This window comes from Microbacterium sp. SGAir0570 (assembly GCF_005491085.2).
GTDB lineage: Bacteria > Actinomycetota > Actinomycetes > Actinomycetales > Microbacteriaceae > Microbacterium > Microbacterium arborescens.
Window position 1 is genome coordinate 2,857,923 of record NZ_CP027929.1, and the last position, 13,466, is coordinate 2,871,388.

The following is a 13,466-nucleotide window of genomic DNA, read 5'->3' on the forward strand; positions in this document are numbered from 1 at the left end:
GAGCTCGCGCCACTTCCCCGAGACGGTGCGCCCGCGCAGCCGCCAGGATGCCGTCGCCGGTGGGCCTGCCGGGGTGACGGTGTAGAGGCCGACGCCCGCGGACGTTCGCAGGGGAAGCTCGACGGCGTCGCCGGGTTCGAGGCGCAGGACGGTGTCGCCGGTGTCATCGGTGACCGAGCGCGGCCTGACCTCGAGCAGGTCGTCGAGCGGCTCGGCCGCGAACTCGGTGCTGAACGATGTGGGCCGCGTCTGCCGGGCCCACCCCGTCGGCTCGTCGGCGAGCACCACCTCGATGCGCTCGGCGCCGCGGACGACCGCCGCGGGCACCGCGACGCTCTCCCACGCCCGCCCGTCGATCCGCACCTCGCGGATGTAGGGCAGCCCGGCGCCGGTCGTGATGATCTCGAGCGGACGCCCGCGTCCTTCGGGATGCAGCACGACGCGGGGCAGCAGGGGCGGCGTGAGCACGAACTCGCCCGAACCGGGCACGAGCGGGTAGAGGCCGAGGACCGCGAAGAGGTACCACGCCGACATCTCGCCGTTGTCCTCGTCGCCCGGGTACCCCTGGCCGATGTCCGATCCGACGAACAGCCGGTCGCGGGCCTCGACGACGATGCGGTGGGCGTCGTCGTGCCGCCCGGCGAAGCAGTACATGAACGGGATGTGGTGTGCGGGCTGATTGGACAGCCCGAGCATGCCCATGCGGACATCCCGCGCCTCGCTCATCTCGTGGATGACGAAGCCGTAGGATCCGACGAGGCCCGGGTCCGCCGTCTCGCGCGTCGCGAAGAAGACTTCGAGCGCGGCGCCGAGCGCGGCCTCGCCCCCGTGCAGCGCGGCGAGCCCGGCACCGTCGTGCGGCGCGGTGAACATCGTGCCCCACGCGTTGGTCTCGGTGTAGTCGTGCCCCCACTCGGCGGGGTCGAAATCCTCGGCGCGCACCCGCCAGTCCCCGTCGGGGCGTCGCCCGAGGAAGAAGCCGAGATCGGTGTCGCCGTGCCGGCGGAGGCCGGGACGGAACACCGAGCGGTAGGCCAGCGCGCGGCGCCCGAGGTACTCGGCTTCGGCTGCGAGGCGATCGCGCTCGGCGGCATCCTTCGACTGACGCAGCAGCGCGTGGGCGAGCCGCGCGGCGGCGGCGTCGTTGATCGCGTTGTCGAGCGTCCACGACATGCCCTCGTGGGTGGCGGTGTCGGTGAAGCCGCGGAAGATCGCGGGACGCAGCCCCTTGCGTCCCACACGCGGGTCGGTCGAGGGCACCGTGGCGTGGTGCAGCGCCGAGCGATAGGCCTCCCGCGTGTCGATCGCGACGTCGAGGGCATCGAGGCCCGCGAAGACCGTGTCGCTGGTCGTGCCCGTCATCGAGTCGACCGGGCCCGGCGCGCTCCACCGGGCGACCCACCCGGCATCTCGGAAATGCTGCACGAAACCGTCGGCGAGGGCCGCGGCGGTGCGCGGGGCGAGCAGACCGATCAGCGGCCAGGCGGTGCGATAGGTGTCCCAGAATCCGTTGTTCGACGAATACACGCCCGGCCGCACGACGCCGTCGATCGGGCTGCGGTAGCGGGGGCCCTCGGGCGACGGCTCGTCGTGAGCGTTCGGGTAGCTGAAGACGCGGGCGAGCGACCCGGCGATCGAGCGCAGGGTGTCGCCCGGGATGCCGTCGAGCCCGTCGATCTCGACCCGATCGAGCGCCCCGCGCCAGGCGGCCTCGGCCGCCGCCCGCATGTCGTCGATGCCGCCGGCGGCTCGGGCGTTCTCGGCCGCCTGCGCGGCGTCGATCGTCGACATCCCGATGACGATGTCGGCATCGGCTCGCTCGAAGACGATGGCACCGCGGAGCGTGCCGCGCGCGAGCGCGAGGTCGTGGCGACGAACGCCCGGCAGCACGGTGTGCACGTGATGGTCGGGGCGGTCGCCGCCGTCGCGGAGGTGGACGTCGAGGTGCAGCGCCCCGTCGCGCTCCGCCCACGCGGCCGAGACGGCCTCGCCGAGGTGGTCGACGACCACTGAGAGCTCGTCCGTGTGCGAGCGGAACCGCATCCCCACCGCGTGGCGGGCCGCCGTCAGCAGCGCCGACACGCCGTCGAGCTCGACCCGGTACTCATGCGGCGCGGCGAGCTCGTCGGCGCGGTCGAATCGGCGCGCCCGCCTCCGGCGGTCGCGGTGGGGTCGCGCGCTCGGGCTCGGCATGATCTCGAACACCCCGCGGTCGCCGATCCAGGGGCTCGGGATGTGGCTCGTCGCGAAGGCCTCGATCGCCGGCCGGTCGACCTGGTACCGGTAGGGCCAGTTCCCCGCCGCGGCGTCGGTCATCGGCAGGGCGAACACCCCGCCGTGGGGCAGGGTCACGATGGGGGCGGTGTTCCCCCGCGAGAAGCGATCCGACCCCCGGGTGCCGCGGCGGGTGTCGGCCCATCCCAGCAGATGGTCCGGACGGGGCGGCGCGGGCTCGACGGTGGGCGGCGCGACGAAGACCGTGCGCCGGTGCACGCTCGGGCCGAACACGACGCGGACGGCCGCGATCCGGCGCCCGGCGACCGCTCCGAGGTCGATCGTCCGACGGTTCCACTGATCGACCCACATGCGTTTCGCGCGCGCCTGGGCCCCGGGGGCGAGCGCATCGCCGTACTGGTCCCGCACGCCGGCGCCCGAGAGCGTGCCCCCGTCGTCGAACACGAGGTCCACGGTCACGGCGGTCGCCGCATAGCGGTCGTCCGCTGCGCCGCCACGGGCGTCCACTGCGACCGGGAGCATCTCGACGACGAGCTGCTCCCCCGCCGCGACGCGGCGCCCGCGGAGCTCGGGGAGCTCGCTCACGTCCGGCAGGTCGGTCTGAGCCGCCCCGACCCCGACGTCGATGCGGAAGCAGCGACGCGGGTCGGTCTCGGCGGTGTCGGCGGGCGTGAAAGCGGGGACGGCGCGGCGGACCCGGGGGCTCTTCGGAGAAACGGGAAGCATCAGCCGACGTAGACCGCTTCCTGTCCCGAGAGCTCGCGAGTGAACGACGACACGTAGGCGCTGCGGTCGCCCGCGGTCAGGTTGTACGTCACATAGACGCCGTAGCCCTCTTGCACGGTGCGACGGGCGAGGTTCGCCGCTGTGGCGGCCGATGTCTGCGTCAGATCGATCGCGGCGGGACCGAGCCGGTCCTTGCCGACGCCGGGGTACGCGGGAACGTTGTACTGGCCGTAGTAGGGGTTCCAGATGTAGTCGAGCTTGTCGAGCACGGATGCCGGAGCCGACTTCAGGCTCGCGGCCGCCTCCCCGATGTCGTAGAGCGAGATGATGCTGCCCGCGGGGAGCTTCGCATCGAGCGCGTCGACGAGCCAGCGCGCGGAATCGGCGTTCGCCGCCGGCACTCCGTTCGAGCCGTACGACACCCACTCGTCGTCGATGTCGACGCCGTCGAGACCGTACTGCTCGACCACCGCGGCGACCTGGTCGGCGAAGGCGGCGGCCGCGGGCTGCGACGGGAAGTTGGCGAAGCCGGCGGCCTGGTGATTGCCGAGCAGCGACAGGGTGACCTTGATGCCCTTGTCCTGCAGCGGCCGGATCTGCGTGTCGGCGTTCTCGAGGGTCGCGGTCACCTGATCGTTCAGGTGCAGTGTGGCCGCGTTGCCGTCGGAGTTGATGTTGGCCGCGAAGATGATCGCGACATCGAAGGCGTTCGACCCGTCGGCGAGCTCGTAGTCGCCGACCGTGCGCAGCTCGTTGCTGTTGACCTCGACGTACGCCACGGTCAGCGGGTCGGTCGATGCCGCCGTGGCCGCGGTCGCGGGCGCGAGCCCGGCTGCGGCCAGAGCGGCCGCCGCCAGGGCGGCGAGCGCGGCGGAACGGCGGGCGGGACGGGGGATCCTCGACATGATGCTCCTCATTGAGTTCGCTGTCGCCGGCGAGGTGCCGACGCGTGCCAGCGAACCGGACTTAACCGGATTAGTCAACGATGGAGCCGGCGCTCGTCACCGCCGCAGCACGGCCTTTGCGCCGGCGATGGCTCCCACGACCGCCGCGGATGCGGCGGCGGATGCCGCTGCGTACAGCGGGCCGCGGTGGCGGATGGCCCAGGTCTGCACGCTCCCGCCCCGCGCGCGGTCGTCGAACGCACCGTGGGCGCCGTGGTCGCCCGGCACCGGCTCGTACAGGTTCGGGGCCGTCCCGGATGCCGCCGAGCCCGGCGCGAACTGGCCTTCCCACGCGTTCTTCGCCAGGTACCAGTCGAGGAAGCGGCCCGCGACGCGGGTGCCGAGGATGAGCCCGACGGTCGACTCCCCCACCCACGTGCGCCGGCGGGGCCGGTCGGCGACGTCGGCGACGGCTCGCGCTCCGACCTCGGGCTGGAAGATGGGCGGGACGGGCTGCGGATGCTGTGAGAAGTTCGACTTCACCCACCCGAACTGGGTCGTGTTGAGGGCGGGCATGTCGACGATCGAGACGGCGACGCGGCTCTTCTCGTGGGTGAGCTCGGAGACGACGGAATCCGTGAACCCGTGGATCGCGTGCTTCGCCCCGCAGTAGGCGGCCTGCAGCGGGATGCCGCGGTGGGCGAGCGCCGATCCGATCTGGATGATGTGGCCGCGGTCGCGGTCGCGCATCCGCCGGAGCGCCGCGCGCGTGCCGTTGACGGTGCCTAGGTAGGTCACGGCCGTCGCGCGGTCGAAGTCGTCGACCGACGTGTCGAGGAACGTGGCGATCGCGCCCGACATGACGTTGTTGACCCACAGGTCGATCGGACCGAGGGCGCTCTCGACGCCGGCGGCGGCGCGGTCGACGGCATCCGCGTCGGCCACGTCGACCGGCACCGCGTGCGCCCGCCGCCCGGCCGCTTCGATGTCGGCGACGGCGCCGTCCAGCCCGTCACGCCCGCGCGCCAGGACGGCGACGTCCCAGCCGCGGCGTGCGAGCTCACGGACGATGGCTCGCCCGAGGCCCGCGCTTCCTCCGGTGACGACGGCGACTCCGCGCCCGCTCGTTGCGGCCATGACGATCTCCTTCCACCGAGGCATCCACGGTGGAAGCTCGCGATCGCGACCATTGTCGGCACGCGAGCACGGGGGAACGCAGCCGTTGCCAGGCAGGGCGCGATGGTCTAGGGGAAGCGTCTCGAGGAACCGTCGTGGCGCGCTCAGCGCATGCCCGTCATGCGGTCCCACTCGATCGACTTGAACTGCAGGAAGGTGCAGAGGTTGCCCGCGAAGGCGACCTCGGCGGCGAGCCCCGCCATCTGGTACGGCGTGAGGGTGAGGTCGTCGGAGCGCGCCGTGAGCGTCGCTTCCCACTCGGGATCGTCGATGGCTCGCGGCTGCATGTAGATGTCGGCGGGCGCGTTCGTGAGATGGACGATGACGAGTCCGGTGTCGAGACCGTCCGAGCCGTCCTGGATGGCGACCTTGACCGTGACGCCGGGCGTCTTCCCCTGTTCGAGGAACTCGGCGACCCACTCTTCCAGGAGGGTCTTGGTCCGCACGGGGACCCGAGGGATGTCGTCGCTCATCACGTGGAATTTTGTCATATCCCGAATGAAAAAACCCGCCGTTTCCTGCTGGATACGGTGATGAATCGAACTACCGTCCGTCGGGGAGCAGCGCGTGCGTCTCGCGCCATGCGCGAAGCGCGCCCGCGGCGATCGAGACGTCGTCGGAGGCGACGGCGTCGTCCCCGACGATCTGCACCGACTCATGGCCTTTGCCGGCGATGAGGACCGTGTCGCGGGGTCCCGCATCGGCGACGGCCGCGGCGATGGCCGAGGCACGGTCGCGGACGACGCGGACGTTCTCGACCGAGCGGAACCCGGCGAGGATGTCGGCGACGATGGCGTCGCCGTCCTCGTGATGGACATCGTCGTCGGTCACGACGATGTCATGCGCCAGTTCCTCGGCGATGACGGCCATCTCGGGCCGCTTGCCGCGGTCGCGGTCGCCGGTGCAGCCGAACACCGCGGTGAGCCGGCCCGGGCCGCCCGAGAGGGCGATGAGCGCCTGCCGCAGAGCGTCGGGGGTGTGGGCGTAGTCGACGATGACCTGCGGCCCGGCGCCGGGCGATACGACCTGCATGCGTCCGGGAACCCGGCCGATCGCGCCCACCGCTCGCGCGATCGCGTCGGGCGCCACGCCCTGCGCGCGGAGGATGCCCGCGACCATCGTGAGGTTGTCGACGTTGAAGCGGCCGATGAGCGGCGAGGCGATGTCGAAGCGCGCGCCGTCGATCGTGAGGGCGAAGTCGGCGCCGTCGGGGCGCACGCGGATGTCGTCGGCTCGGACTGCCGCCGTGGGCACGCCGCCCGTCGATACGCCGACGTCCTCGATCCCGATCGGCAGCGCGACTGCCGCGACGTAGGGATCGTCGAGGTTCCGCACCGCCGCGCGGACCCCGGGCAGCCGGAAGACGCCCTGTTTGGCCTGACCGTACGCCTCCATCGACTCGTGGTAGTCGAGGTGGTCGCGGGTGAGGTTCGTGAAGGCGGCGATGTCGAAGTGGCAGCCGTCGACGCGCCCCTGGGTGAGGGCGTGCGAGCTGAGCTCGATCGCGACCGCGTCGGCGCCGGCGTGACGGATGTCGGCGAGGAGCTCGTGCATGTCGACCACCGAGGGCGTCGTGAGCGAGGTCTTGGCGAGGGCGCCGAACAGGCCGGCGCCGAGCGTGCCGATGGTCGCGGCGCGCTGTCCGAGGAGCTCCCAGCTCTGGGCGAGGAGTTGCACCGTCGAGGTCTTGCCGTTCGTGCCGGTGACGCCGACGAGGGTCATGCTCGCCGACGGGTGCCCGGTGTACCTGTCGGCCAGCCGCCCGATGACCGTCGCCAGATGCGGGATGCCGCGCACGCGCGCATCCACGTGCGTGACGCTCGCGTCGGTCAGGACCAGAGCCGCGCCGCGCTCGAGCGCCTGCGTGATGTGGCCGCGGACCCGTTCGTCGCGGCCGAGCGCGACGAAGACGTCGCCCGATCGGACGGTGCGGCTGTCGCCGCGCAGCCGCCCGCCGGCGATGTTCCCCCCGGCGACCCCCGTCGCCCACCAATCGGGGTCGAGGCTCCGACCCTCCCCAGCGTCTTGCATGTACCGCCCCACTGCTCTCTGACCCGACGCTCCCATGAGCGGGTGATCACCCGCGGGAAGGACACGTCGGAGCCTGAGATTGGCACTGTAACGTAAGTGCCGCGTAAGCCTGCGGTCATCAAGCCTGGGGCTCGGGCACCATCCGCAGGCCGTCGGCGCTGTTGGCCGATTCCATCAGTGCGTCGATCCACTTCGGGTTGATCTGCGGCTGGCGGCTGCCGGCGAACTGGAACTGGACCGAGATCGTGGGGTGCAGCCAGAAGTCGCGACGGCTCGTGCCGTGCGGCGACGTCGTCTCGAACATCAGCGGTTCACCGCGCCGCAGCTTGGTCATCAGGACCAGCCGGAGGTGTGCGAGCGCACGATCGTCGATCTCGACGAAGTTGGCCGCGTTGTCGTAGAAGAATCTGCCCACTGCTTGAGCTTAAGCGCGACCGGGCAGGAGCGGGCCGGCTTGACGTCCGCCGCTGCAAGGAGCCGACATCGAGCGGTCCGGGCACGGCGAGGCTCGCGCTCAGAGGTAGAAGCCGTGGCGTTCGAGCATGCTCACCGCCTCGTCGCGGGTCGAGGCACCGAGTTTCGCGTACAGCGACCGCAGCTGCGTCTTGATCGTGTTGACCGAGAGGGTGAACTCGCCCGCGATCTCGGCATAGGTCTTGCCGCCGCGGAGCGCGGAGGCGACGGACCGCTCGCGGGGCGTCAGGGCGGGCAGCGTCTGCGCCGACGCGCGGGGTTCGAGGAGCCGGAATCGATCACTCGCCTCGGCGACCCGTGCCGCGAGATCGGGGTGGCGCGCGCGAAGCCGTTCCCGCAGCGGCGTCAGCTGCGTCTGCGGGACCGTCAGGAACGGGCCGACCAGGTCGCCGGCGTGCACGGCGAGGCCGCACGCCTCGTCGAACAGGTCGTCGGCGACCTCGCGCTGCCCGAGGCGGTCGCGAGCGACGGCACGCCGCACCAGGACGATCGCGAGGGTGCGCGGGCAGTGCTCGGTCCCGAGCTCGAGGCATCCGTCGGTCACCTCGAGCGCCGCGCGATCGTCGCCCAGTGCGAGGTACGCGGCCGCGCGCTGAGCGTTGAAGCAGACCGCGTGACTGGCAGGCGGGACCTGCGTGTCGAGCAGCGCGAGCGCACGACGGGCTGAGCCCTGGGCGAGCGTCGCCTCGGCGAGGACCGAGAGCGCGAGCTGTCGCACGAGTCGGTGGCTGAGGTGCGACCAGGCGCCACCGAGCACGGACCGCAGGCCCGCGGCTCCCGAGACCACATCGCCGAGCATCACCTGAGCGATGGCGTCGGCGGTGGCGGCGGCGTGCCGCGCATACGGATCTCGCGGCGCGAGCGAACGAAGCACTGCCGCGGCACGCTCGACCCGGGCCGCGTCGACGGCCCCGACCGCCAGAAGGATGTCGGCGAGGGCGAGGGCATGGTCGGTGTCCGAGGCGTTCCAGCGGTTCGACCGCGACAGCTCGGCGCAGGCCTCTCGAGCGGACTTCGCGGATGCGAACTCGCCGTTCACCGCCAGGGCCAGAGTCTGCACGGCGGCGGCGCGGTAGCGCACGGTGTCGCTGTCGGCGAACGTGAGTGCGCGCGAGACGTATAGGCCCGCGTCGCGCGGGCGCCCGGCCGAGGCGTAGGCCTCGGCGACGGCGGCGAACAGCGACGCCATCGAGTCGAGCCCCAGCACGGCGCGCCCGCGCAGACGACCCTCGGTGAAGTGGGCGTCGATGAGGGCGAGCGCGCCGTCGAGGTCGTCGAGCCGCACGTGTGCGATGAGCATGCCCTCGAGCAGGTGGATGTTCGATTCGGTCCACAGCTGCGGCGTCGTGCCCACGTCGAGTGTGCGCAGCCGGGCGAGGTCGACCTGAGTCGGCCACCCCGAGCGGGCCCCGGGCAGGCTGCCGCTCACGACGCGATGTGCCGTCGCGCGTAGTTCATGGGTGCGGCTCGGATGCAGGATGGCGCGGCGCTCGATCGTCACGATGGGCCTCCGGAAGTGCTCGAGATGCGACGCGACTGTCGCATCGTCGCGAGAGAGAAGCCGTGTCACGCGAATCGTGACGCGAATTCGGAGCATCAGTGGACGCACTGCCCGCGCCGAGGAAGGCTGTCCACCCCGGATGCAGGTTCAGAATGGTGGCGGCTCACCCGGGAGCAGTCCGCCGGTTCCCGCATCCGGTGGCGGATTCGCGGTGTCGCTGGTGAAGCACACCGCGGGTATGGGTACGTCTTCGCGGTAGGCCCGTCCGAGGGGTGAGGTCCATTCCAGGACTCCGCCGCCGAGCTGCCGGACTTCCCATTTCGTGAATTGCTTCATCGAATGGTGTCGTTGGCAGAGGTGGGCGAGGTTGAAGATGTGGGTGTGCCCGCCGAGGGCGTGATCGATGGTGTGGTCGATCTCACACCGGATGGCGGCGCGTCGGCATCCGGGGAACCGGCAGTGCTGGTCCCGGGCCATCAGAAGCTTCTTCATTGAAGCGGTAGGCCGGTACGTGTCGATCTCGACCGGGGTCCTGGTGACCGGATCGATAAACAGCCGGTCCCATTCGCTGACCTGCCCGGCGAGCTGCCGTGCCGTTTCGGCATCGATCAGCGCAGCGCCCACAGCTTCGGCGGGGTTGTCATCGCGCCCCATCAGCGTCTCGGCGGTGACGGCGACTTGCACCCGGGCCCGGATGGCACCGAGTCCACCGGCACGGTCGGTGCCGTAGGTCGGGTCGACCACCGGCGCTCCGCCGAGGACGAGGTCGCCAAGGATGTCGGCCCGCAGTTGATCCATGGTCCGCGTATCGGCGGGCTCGCCCGACCCGGCGGCATCCGGATCGCCCGGGTTAGGGCCATCCGCGCCGCCGGCGCCAGCAACATCCGCGCCAGCAGCCGCGCCCCCGTCCGCTCCGGCGCTCTCCACCCGGGCGTCCTTGACCGACTGTCCCATCTGAGTGAGCCGGTCGAGCATCCCCGCCGCGATCACCGTGGGCAGACTGGCGACGAGGTTCGACATCCCGTCCGTGCCATGGAACACGCGTACGCACCGTTCCGCGACCGCGGTCTTATGCCGCTCGGTGAAGGCCTGCGGGTGCAACCTGGCCGCCAGAGCCTCCAGCGCACCGCGCACCCGGGAGGGCACATCCCGCTCGCACACCCCGATCGCGGCTTCCGCGTACGCCGACCGCACCTCGACCGGCACCTCGGCGCCGACCCGCACGACCACATCGACATGTCCGCGTTCGATCCGCCGTGAGACCCACGCCTCGAACACCGCGGGATAGTCGTCGATGACGGTCATCGCATGGTCGATCTCACCCTGCAACCGCCGGTCGGTGAGCCGCGCCATCCCCGCCGCCTCGGCCGCGACCGAACGCAGCTCCATGTCCGACGCCATCCCCCGCACCCCATCACGGCGAGCCTCACGCAACGCCGACCAGCCCAGCTCCGCCAACGCCCGAACCCGCGCGACATCCCCGGCGTGGACCAGGTCGAGCGCGTCGGCGAATCCCGCGAGGGCCTCGGCGTGCGGCGACGCATCCGCGGCCGCGCCGTCTCCGAGCCTCCCAGCGCTATTCGATGTCATGTTCCCATTGTGACAGCACCCTCAGACATTATGATCGAACACATCTTCTCCTGAGAATAGGACGAACCAGCCCCATTCCGGGGAGGAATCGACGAGCAAGCGAAACCAGCCGACGAACCCCCGCCAGCGCCGAACTCACCCGCGCAAAAAGATTTCGCCGTTCCGCGTCACGATTCGCGACATCCGGCTTCTCTCGATGCATGTACGCAGCGACCAACGCTCTTCCGGCATCACCCGCAGCTGTCATCGGCTCCGGCGCGCAGCCCCGCGCAGCACTCCGACGCGACCGGGCCGGCGACGCCGTCTTCCGCGCCCCGTTCTGGGCGAGCCGGCGGACGCGCGCGGCTCGGCAGTCCGCCCCCGAGGGCGCGATCCGCCCGTCGCGCATCGAGGTCCGCGGCGCCGCCGTGCGCGTGGTGTGGGGATGGCAGGGTTGGCGCGACCGGACGTGGCAGCGCGGTCACGTCGGCTTCGTCTGCTCATCCCGCACGATCGACGATCAGACCGGCCCTGCGCAGCTCATCCTCGTGGTCGACAAGCTGCGGGACGAGGGAGCGGTCGCGGCAGTGCTCTCGTGCGATGCGTTCACACCCGAGACGTTTGCGGCGCTGACCCGCCACCTCCGCAATTTCGAGGCGATCGGTGACGCGGAACGCTCGTCGGCAGACCCGCTCGCCCGGCTGAGACCGCACCTGAACCCGCGACCGGGCTCCTCGCCCTCTCAGTTCGACTCGCTACGATGAGTGAATTCTCATCCGGGTCGGGGTCCGGATGGCATTCGAACGGATGGAACACGGCCATGCCCACGGAGCCGGCCTCCGATGACGCCCTCGTCGAGCGCGCACGGAACCACGATCAGCATGCCTACGGTGAGCTGTGGGTACGCCACTCGGCCGCCGCTCACGCCGTCGCCCGCGCATATTCATCGCTCGATCCCGACGATGTCGTCGCGGAGGCGTTCGCTCGCATCCTGTCGGCGATCCGGCGCGGTGGCGGCCCGTCGATGGGGTTCCGCCCCTACCTGCTCACCTCGGTGCGCAACGTGGCGCACGAGTGGGGCGCGCAGCAGCAGCGCACGTTCGCGACCGATCTCGAGGATGCGGCCGACGAGGTGTCGCCCGACACCGAACGGTCGGTGATCGCGGGCTTCGAGTCGAGCGCCGTCGCGTCGGCCTTCGCGACGCTTCCGACCCGCTGGCAGGAAGCGCTCTGGTACAGCGAGGTCGATGGCCTGAAACCGCGGCAGTTCGCTCCGCTGCTCGGGCTCGCGCCCAACGCGGCATCCGCCCTGGTCGTGCGCGCCCGGCGCGGTTTCCGCGATGCCTGGGTCTCCGCTCAGCTGCGCCGGGCAGACTCGGAGGAATGCCGCCGGACTCTCGAGATGCTCGGCACCCACGCGCGATCCGCGCTCGCGCGGCGCGACGCGCGGCGCGTCGAACAGCACCTCGCGGAGTGCGACGGCTGCGCGCTGGCGTGGGCCGAAGCGCGCGACGTGTCGTCCCGCCTGGCGCTCGTGCTGCTGCCCCTCGTCGTCGGCATTCCCGCCACCGCGTCGTACGCCGCCTGGACTCAGTCGGGAGCAGCGCAGGTCGCGACCTTCGCGCTCGGCCCGAGCGGCGCAGCCGGCGCGGTCAGCACCCCGGGCCACCTCCGCCCCGGCAGCTCCGCCGCGCGCTCGGGGTGGCGCCATCCCCTGCTTCACCTCGCGGTCGTCGCCGCGGCCGGGACGGCGATCGCCTTCGCCGCGCCGCTCCTCGGTCCGGCGGAGCTGCCCGCGAGCACGACCGAGGCGCTGCCGCATCCGTCGAATCCCGCGACGGACGCCGCGAATGACCCGCCCACCGCCTCCGAGACCTCTACACCGCCGACCGCACCATCCGACGCGCCTCCCCACGACGGGGACGGACCGCTCACCGACGGCCGGTCCGATACCGATGATGCCGAGACCGCTCCCCGTGCAGGCATCCTCCCCCGCCTGTCGCCGGCCGAAGCCGCACCGACCCCGGCGCCCAACCCGAGCCCGAGCCCGAGCTCGAGCCCGAGCCCGAGCCCGAGCCCGACGGTGCCCAGCAGCCCGATCCCGGGTGCAAGCTCGACCCCGACACCCGCACCGACCCCGACTGCAAGCCCGACCCCGACGCCCGCACCGACCCCGACTGCAAGCCCGACCCCGACGCCCGCACCGACCCCGACTGCAAGCCCGACCCCGACACCCGCACCGACCCCAGCGCCCAGCCCGACACCCGTACCGGCCCTGCCCGCGCCGACTATGACGGTCGACACCGGTGCGGGGCCGAGCGTCTACCCGCTCATCTCCGGGGGAGCCGAACCGGGAGCCGCCATCGAGATCGTCGACGAGACCGGCACGGTCCGTGCCCGGACGACCTCGGACGAAACCGGTGCATGGTCGGTCTCAGATCTCTCGAACGGACGCGACCAGACGGATGCCGCGGCCTACCTGCCTGCGGGCGACCATGAGCTGTCCGCACGGCAGACCAGCGCCGGCCGGACCTCCCCGCTCAGCGCATCGGCCCCCGTCTCCGTTCTGCCGCCGCCGGTGCCGACCTCGCCTCTCGCCGGCGCCGCGGTCTCGGCCGATGGGTTCGAGCTCAGGATCTCCGGAGAGCCGAACCTCCGGGTCCAACGCGCCAGGGTCGGCGATGCCGCGCCCTGGCGCAGCCAGCTCATGCGCCTCGACGGCGAAGGTGCGGTGACCGCGCGCTTCTCCGTCCCCGCTCCCGGCCCCGTCATGCTCGGGGTGCGCTACCTCGATCCCGCCACGGGGCGGTTCGGGCCGGCATCCTTCGTCTCGTTCACGGCGTACTGAACACACCGCGCAACGCAGCCCA

At 71.8% G+C, this 13,466-nt stretch carries 9 protein-coding genes and 1 pseudogene; 2 read left to right on the forward strand and 8 right to left on the reverse strand.

Annotated elements, in window-relative coordinates:
* Positions 1–291: 291 nt before the first annotated feature.
* The 8 genes and pseudogenes from C1N74_RS13490 to C1N74_RS13525 form a co-directional block, all read right to left on the reverse strand.
* Positions 292–2,961 (reverse strand): annotated as a pseudogene (locus tag C1N74_RS13490) (glycoside hydrolase domain-containing protein); the annotation flags it as partial.
* Complete coding sequence (locus tag C1N74_RS13495) at positions 2,961–3,866, reverse strand: endo-beta-N-acetylglucosaminidase H (protein WP_023954274.1); 906 nt, start codon at positions 3,864–3,866, stop codon at positions 2,961–2,963. The pseudogene C1N74_RS13490 and the gene C1N74_RS13495, both read right to left, overlap by 1 nt.
* Before the next feature lie 96 nt (positions 3,867–3,962).
* A complete protein-coding gene (locus C1N74_RS13500; RefSeq protein ID WP_137750715.1) occupies positions 3,963–4,982 on the reverse strand; it encodes an SDR family oxidoreductase in 1,020 nt (339 codons plus the stop codon).
* 143 nt (positions 4,983–5,125) lie between these two features.
* Positions 5,126–5,494: a hypothetical protein gene (locus tag C1N74_RS13505; RefSeq protein ID WP_036304791.1), complete on the reverse strand. Its 369-nt coding sequence runs from the start codon at positions 5,492–5,494 to the stop codon at positions 5,126–5,128.
* 70 nt (positions 5,495–5,564) lie between these two features.
* Positions 5,565–7,052, reverse strand: a complete 1,488-nt coding sequence (locus tag C1N74_RS13510) for a UDP-N-acetylmuramoyl-L-alanyl-D-glutamate--2,6-diaminopimelate ligase (RefSeq protein ID WP_181405539.1) — start codon at positions 7,050–7,052, stop codon at positions 5,565–5,567.
* Positions 7,053–7,170: 118 nt separating this feature from the next.
* A complete protein-coding gene (locus tag C1N74_RS13515) occupies positions 7,171–7,467 on the reverse strand; it encodes a hypothetical protein (RefSeq protein ID WP_023954266.1) in 297 nt (98 codons plus the stop codon).
* Positions 7,468–7,566: 99 nt separating this feature from the next.
* Positions 7,567–9,096 (reverse strand): helix-turn-helix transcriptional regulator, encoded by a 1,530-nt coding sequence (locus tag C1N74_RS13520; protein ID WP_167366994.1) that lies wholly within the window; start codon positions 9,094–9,096, stop codon positions 7,567–7,569.
* Between the two features lie 78 nt (positions 9,097–9,174).
* The gene (locus tag C1N74_RS13525; protein ID WP_137750717.1) at positions 9,175–10,617 is read right to left on the reverse strand and encodes an HNH endonuclease signature motif containing protein; all 1,443 of its coding nucleotides are present in this window, start codon (positions 10,615–10,617) and stop codon (positions 9,175–9,177) included.
* 200 nt (positions 10,618–10,817) lie between these two features.
* On the opposite strand from C1N74_RS13525, the gene C1N74_RS13530 reads away from it, so the two are divergent.
* Entirely contained in the window at positions 10,818–11,360 is a 543-nt protein-coding gene (locus tag C1N74_RS13530; protein WP_071919108.1) for a hypothetical protein, read from the forward strand.
* 56 nt (positions 11,361–11,416) lie between these two features.
* The gene (locus tag C1N74_RS13535; protein ID WP_181405540.1) at positions 11,417–13,444 is read left to right on the forward strand and encodes a sigma-70 family RNA polymerase sigma factor; all 2,028 of its coding nucleotides are present in this window, start codon (positions 11,417–11,419) and stop codon (positions 13,442–13,444) included.
* The last annotated feature ends 22 nt before the right edge of the window (positions 13,445–13,466 follow it).